The sequence below is a fragment of the Cycloclasticus sp. genome (assembly GCF_019090545.1).
GTDB lineage: Bacteria > Pseudomonadota > Gammaproteobacteria > Methylococcales > Cycloclasticaceae > Cycloclasticus > Cycloclasticus pugetii.
Genome location: NZ_JAHRVT010000004.1, coordinates 25301 through 31522, shown reverse-complemented (window position 1 = coordinate 31522; position 6222 = coordinate 25301). Strand labels below are relative to the sequence as shown.

Below are 6222 nucleotides of genomic sequence, written 5' to 3'. Positions count from 1 at the left end.
ACTTAGATTACTTAGATTTTGAACAACCGATTGTTGAACTTGAAGAAAAGCTTGAAGAGCTTCGTCGAGTTGGATCGGATAATGAAATTGATATCCAAAAAGAGATCGATAGGCTGCAAGAAAAAAGCCTGTCTTTAACGGAGTCGACGTTTGCAAAATTATCTGATTGGCAAATATCAAAACTCTCGCGTCATCCTAAACGCCCATACTCTTTAGATTATATTGATGGTGTTGTTGATAACTTCATCGAATTACACGGTGATCGCCATTATGCTGATGATGCGGCTATTGTTGGTGGATTGGCAAAACTAGATGGGATGCCTGTTATGGTGATTGGGCACCAGAAAGGACGAGATACAAAGGAAAAACTTAAACGTAATTTCGGTATGCCAAGACCTGAAGGCTACCGGAAAGCGCTACGTTTAATGCATATGGCAGAACGTTTTAATTTACCAATTATTACGTTTATTGATACACCCGGTGCCTACCCCGGCGTTGGTGCTGAAGAACGTGGGCAAAGTGAAGCGATTGCAAGAAATCTTTTTGAAATGTCTAAACTTAAAACACCTGTTATCAGTATTGTAATTGGCGAAGGTGGTTCTGGCGGTGCGTTAGCATTGGGCGTATGTGATAAGTTGTTTTTATTAAAATATAGTACGTACTCGGTAATATCTCCCGAAGGCTGTGCATCGATACTATGGAAAAGCTCAGAAAAGGCATCTCAAGCTGCTGAAGCGATGGCAATCACCTCAACGAAGTTATTAGCAAATGGCTTGATCGATGGTGTGATTGAAGAGCCGTTAGGGGGTGCGCATAAAGATTTAGCGTTAATGAAAAAAAGAATCAAAGAGGTTTTACTCAAAGAGGTCGCTGAGCTCAATAGTAAACCCATAGAAACTCTTTTAGCTGAGCGTTACGATCGTTTAATGAGTTATGGAAAATTCACAGAATCCTAATTCTATTTAGCTTCTTTATCACCTTAAACAACGCTAAACTTTATCAATTAAGGTGCTACATTGGATGACCTTGTTAACACTGTTAAGCAGCACCTCGATTCAATAGAGGGTGTTACAAAGGTCGTTGTTGCTTATAGTGGTGGTGTGGACTCACATGTTTTGCTGCATGCCTGTTCAATATTAAGGCAGCAGTTAAAACCACTATTTTTTTCGGCTGTGTATATTGATCATGGTTTACACGATGATTCTGTGCATTGGTCTGAGCATTGTAAAAAAATAACGGCTGAGCTTGGTTTTCCTTTTCATTCTATACAGGTGAATGCACAGGACAAGCACGGTGATGGCCCAGAACAAGCGGCGAGAGTGGCAAGGTATGCTGCATTATCAACGTTTATAGATAAACACAGTGTTTTATTAACCGCCCAGCATGAGGATGATCAAGCTGAAACGCTAATGCTTCAATTACTTAGAGGTGCGGGTGTGGATGGTTTGGCTAGCATGCCCTCGTTTAATCAATTTAATGCAGGTTTTATTTCAAGACCCTTATTAAGGGTGAGCAAACAACACATTTTGCACTATGCAAAAAACAAAGGTTTGAAATGGGTTGAGGACTCAAGCAACTATGATGTGTCCTATGACCGCAATTTTCTACGCCAAGAAGTCATCCCTTTAATACAAAGCCGATGGCCTGCTTTTTCAAAAACCACTGCACGATCTGCTTCCCACTGTGCCGAAGCGTCTAAAGTCCTTGCTGAACTAAGTAAGGAGCTGTTGAGTGATTCGGTAGGACATGAGTTAAGTATACAGTTACTTGCAGGCAATAAAGAAGAAACACAGCGTTTAATGATTCGGGAGTGGCTTAAAACACAGGGTGTACGTCTACCGTCTAAGAAAATCTTGCAACAAATACAGTCGATGCTAAAAATTGATAGTAATAAACCAACGCTGATTGCTTGGGCAGATCATCAAGTAAGACTGTTTGATAACCGTCTTTTTTACACACCAAAAACTGAACAGTTAATATTGCATAAAGTTAAATGGTGTGGAGAAGTCTTAACCTTGCCTAATTTGCTAGGGATACTCACAAGAACGACGGCTGTTGGAGAAGGGATTGATAAGGCATTATGGGACTCATCAACTACCTCGGTTCGTTATAGGCTAGGTGGTGAACGGATTAAATTAGTAAAAAGATCTGGCAGCAAGGCATTAAAAAAACTTCTTAATGAGGAAAAGATTTTTCCGTGGGTTAGAGATTCAATACCGTTGATTTATTTGGATGATCATTTAGTAGCTGTGGCTAATTTATGGTTGGATGAAAGGTTTTTAGCTAAAGAGGGCGAGCAAGGTTATGTTATTGAATGGGATCATCCTGACTGGCGAATTAAATAAGCGTTAAGTTTAACTTAATTATATCTTGCGAGTGCTTTCTTATTATTTGATTCGCGTATAATACTTGGCATTCAATTTTTCACTTCATAGGTTTGTATGGCTAAGTTTATTTTTATTACGGGTGGTGTTGTGTCTTCTTTAGGGAAAGGCATTTGTGCATCCTCATTAGCAACTATTCTTGAAGCTCGTGGTTTAAAAATAACCATGACAAAGCTCGATCCTTATATCAATGTCGACCCTGGCACAATGAGCCCATTTCAACATGGTGAAGTGTATGTAACAGATGATGGCGCTGAAACAGACCTAGATTTAGGTCATTATGAGCGATTTAGTAACAGCATTATGTCTAAGGCTAATAACTTTACGACAGGCCAAATTTATGAAACGGTTATTAAAAAAGAAAGACGTGGCGACTACTTAGGGGGAACAGTTCAGGTTATTCCTCATATTACTGATCAAATTAAAAAGAATATTATAGACAGTGCAGAAGGCGTTGATGTCGCGCTGATTGAGATTGGTGGAACGGTTGGTGATATTGAATCATTACCCTTTTTAGAAGCTATCCGTCAAATGCGAGTCGAGCTGGGTGATGATCGCTGCCTGTTCATGCACTTAACACTGGTGCCCTATATTGCTTCCGCAAAAGAAATTAAAACAAAACCAACACAGCACTCTGTTAAAGAGTTAAGGACTATTGGGATTCAACCCGATGTGTTGATTTGTCGATCAGAACGCCCAATCCCATCCTCTGAGAGAAAAAAGATTGCACTGTTTACCAATGTTGAAGAAAAAGCGGTTATTACGGCGTTAGACGCAGACAGTATTTACCGCATCCCAATGATGTTGCATGAGCAAGGTCTGGATCAAATTGTCGCTAAAAAATTACATTTAGATACGGTTCCTGCTGATCTATCAGATTGGCAAGCTGTTGTTGATGGGTTATTTGCACCGACCGACACCGTGAAAATAGCGTTAGTGGGTAAGTATATTGATCATGCTGATGCATATAAATCTTTAACGGAATCGTTGATTCATGCTGGTATACATACAAAAACACAGGTGGAAGTGGTTAAGGTTGACTCCGAAGATATTGAAAATCAGGGTACCTCTGCATTAGATAACGTGGATGCTATTCTTGTACCTGGCGGTTTTGGTGAAAGAGGTGTTGACGGTAAAATTGCAACCATCCGTTATGCGCGTGAAAACGATGTGCCGTATTTAGGTATTTGTCTTGGAATGCAATCGGCTGTTATTGAGTATGCACGCAATAAAATAGGCCTTGAAGGGGCAAATAGTACAGAATTTATGCCTGATTCACCTTTCCCTGTTATCGGTTTAATTACCGAATGGTTAACCGAGGAAGGGCAAATTGAGACACGTGATGCAAGCTCAGACTTGGGGGGGACGATGCGTTTAGGTAGTCAAAAATGTCAATTAACTCCTGGCTCATTAGCTCATAAGGTTTATGGCAAAGATGTTATTACTGAACGACACAGGCATCGGTACGAGTTTAATAACACCTTTATAGAGCAGTTTGAATCAGCAGGGCTTAAAATTTCTGGTAAATCAATGGATGGCCGCTTAGTTGAGATTGTTGAAGTGCCAGGGCATAGATGGTTTTTGGCTTGTCAATTTCACCCAGAGTTCACCTCAAAACCAAGAACAGGACATCCATTATTTAGTAGTTTTGTTGCCGCAGCCATTGAGTATTCAGGATCAACCGACAGAGTAAAAAAATCATGAAATTATGCGGGTTTAATGTAGGTATAGATCAACCGTTCTTTTTAATAGCAGGGACCTGTGTTGTAGAAAGTGAGCAAATGACGATTGATACAGCCGGTCAATTAAAAGAAATAACTGATGAGCTGGGTATCCCTTTTATATATAAATCATCGTTTGATAAGGCTAATCGCTCATCTATTGATGGTTTTAGAGGTCCTGGCATTGAAGAAGGCTTACGTGTTTTGCAGTTGGTAAAAGACCAATTAAATCTCCCTGTTATTACCGATGTGCATGAAGACACGCCGATGGATGAAGTGGCCTCTGTTGTTGATGTGTTACAAACGCCTGCTTTTTTATGTCGTCAAACTAATTACATTACTAAAGTGGCGGCAACAGGCTTGCCGGTTAACATTAAAAAAGGCCAGTTTTTAGCGCCTTGGGATATGAAGCACGTAGTTGATAAAGCACGTTCGACCGGTAATCAAAATATCATGGTGTGTGAAAGAGGGGCATCTTTTGGCTATAATAATTTAGTCTCTGATATGCGTTCATTAGCCGTAATGCGCGAAACAAATGCACCAGTGGTTTTTGATGCAACTCACTCGGTTCAACTACCCGGGGGGCAGGGAAGTTCTTCTGGCGGACAACGTGAATTTGTGCCGACATTAGCGAGAGCCGCAATGGCAGCTGGCGTGTCCGGCGTATTTATGGAAACACACCCTGATCCGGATAAAGCGTTAAGTGATGGTCCTAATTCGGTGCCATTAGAAAAAATGAAAGCATTACTCAGCATTATGAAAACAATCGATGACGCGGTTAAACAAGCCGGGTTTATTGAAAACGAATTTTAAGATAATTTATTTGAGGAAGTTATGGCAGAAATAGTTGATATTAAAGCGCGTGAGATTCTTGATTCACGCGGTAATCCAACCTTGCAAGCGGATGTGACGTTAGCCTCTGGCATTATTGGCAGTGCAATGGTGCCCTCAGGTGCGTCAACCGGGGAACGTGAAGCGATCGAATTACGTGATGGCGATAAAAGTCGTTATGGTGGTAAAGGCGTACTGAAAGCTATCGGCCATGTAAATGGCGAGTTAAAAGATGCTTTATTGGGCATGGATGCAAGCAATCAGGCAGCGATTGATAAGACAATGATTGAGCTTGATGGGACTGAAAATAAGGCTCGGTTAGGTGCAAATGCAACACTTGGTATTTCGTTAGCTACAGCACATGCTGCAGCAAATGAAGGTGGTTTGCCACTGTTTCGTTATTTAGGTAACAGCGAGTTTACGTTACCAGTACCGATGATGAATATCATCAATGGCGGTTCACATGCTGATAACAGTGTTGATCTGCAAGAATTTATGATTTTACCTGTCGGCGCACCTAACTTTAGTGAAGCGATGCGTTACGGCACGGAAGTTTTTCATGCCTTAAAATCGGTTTTACTAAAAAAAGGCTTAAGTACGTCGGTAGGTGATGAAGGGGGCTTTGCACCTGATTTGTCATCAAATGTTGAGGCAATTGAGGTTATTTTACAAGCCATTGAACAAGTTGGTTTGAAGATTGGTGATGATATTTCGTTGGGTCTTGATGTGGCAAGTTCTGAGTTTTGTGAAAACGGAGAATACTTCTTAGCGTCGGAAAATAAACGCTTTAACTCTACCGAAATGACCGACTTTTTAGCTGGCTGGGTTAATCAATATCCAATTATTTCTATTGAAGATGGTCTAGATGAAAACGATTGGGACGGTTGGAAATACATGACCGAGCAATTGGGTCATAAAGTTCAATTGGTTGGGGATGATTTATTTGTTACAAATCCTAAAATATTTAAACAAGGTATAGATAAAAATATCGCCAATTCGATTTTGATTAAAGTTAATCAAATTGGCACGTTAACAGAAACATTAGCGGCCATTAAAATGGCGCATGATTCAGGCTATACATCAGTCGTATCTCATCGTTCTGGTGAAACAGAAGATACCACAATCGCTGATTTAGCTGTTGCAACCTGCTCAGGCCAAATTAAAACAGGCTCTCTTTGTCGTTCTGATCGTGTTGCTAAATACAACCGTTTACTGCGGATAGAAGAAGAGTTAGGCGAGCAGGCTGTTTATGCGGGTAGAAAGGCATTTAAATACCTTCGCTAATC

At 40.6% G+C, this 6222-nt stretch carries 5 protein-coding genes; all 5 read left to right on the top strand.

Annotated features, from left to right (window positions below; genetic code table 11):
• Window positions 1-956: acetyl-CoA carboxylase carboxyl transferase subunit alpha (gene accA, locus KUG63_RS01135; protein WP_287553698.1), on the top strand; the 956-nt coding region annotated here is incomplete at its 5' end.
• 60 nt (window positions 957-1016) lie between these two features.
• Entirely contained in the window at window positions 1017-2345 is a 1329-nt protein-coding gene (gene tilS / locus KUG63_RS01130; RefSeq protein WP_020932685.1) for a tRNA lysidine(34) synthetase TilS, read from the top strand.
• Window positions 2346-2441: 96 nt separating this feature from the next.
• Window positions 2442-4088: a CTP synthase gene (locus tag KUG63_RS01125; RefSeq protein ID WP_015005838.1), complete on the top strand. Its 1647-nt coding sequence runs from the start codon at window positions 2442-2444 to the stop codon at window positions 4086-4088.
• Window positions 4085-4918 (top strand): 3-deoxy-8-phosphooctulonate synthase, encoded by an 834-nt coding sequence (kdsA, locus tag KUG63_RS01120; protein WP_016390760.1) that lies wholly within the window; start codon window positions 4085-4087, stop codon window positions 4916-4918. The genes KUG63_RS01125 and kdsA overlap by 4 nt, the downstream gene beginning before the upstream one ends.
• A 21-nt stretch (window positions 4919-4939) precedes the next feature.
• Window positions 4940-6220: a phosphopyruvate hydratase gene (eno, locus tag KUG63_RS01115; protein WP_016390759.1), complete on the top strand. Its 1281-nt coding sequence runs from the start codon at window positions 4940-4942 to the stop codon at window positions 6218-6220.
• Window positions 6221-6222: the final 2 nt, after the last annotated feature.

Bases quoted from the DNA above. Each gene is read 5' to 3' on its own strand.
- KUG63_RS01125 (WP_015005838.1), top strand. From the start codon at position 2,442: ATGGCTAAGTTTATTTTTATTACGGGTGGTGTTGTGTCTTCTTTAGGG.
- kdsA (WP_016390760.1), top strand. From the start codon at position 4,085: ATGAAATTATGCGGGTTTAATGTAGGTATAGATCAACCGTTCTTTTTA.
- eno (WP_016390759.1), top strand. From the start codon at position 4,940: ATGGCAGAAATAGTTGATATTAAAGCGCGTGAGATTCTTGATTCACGC.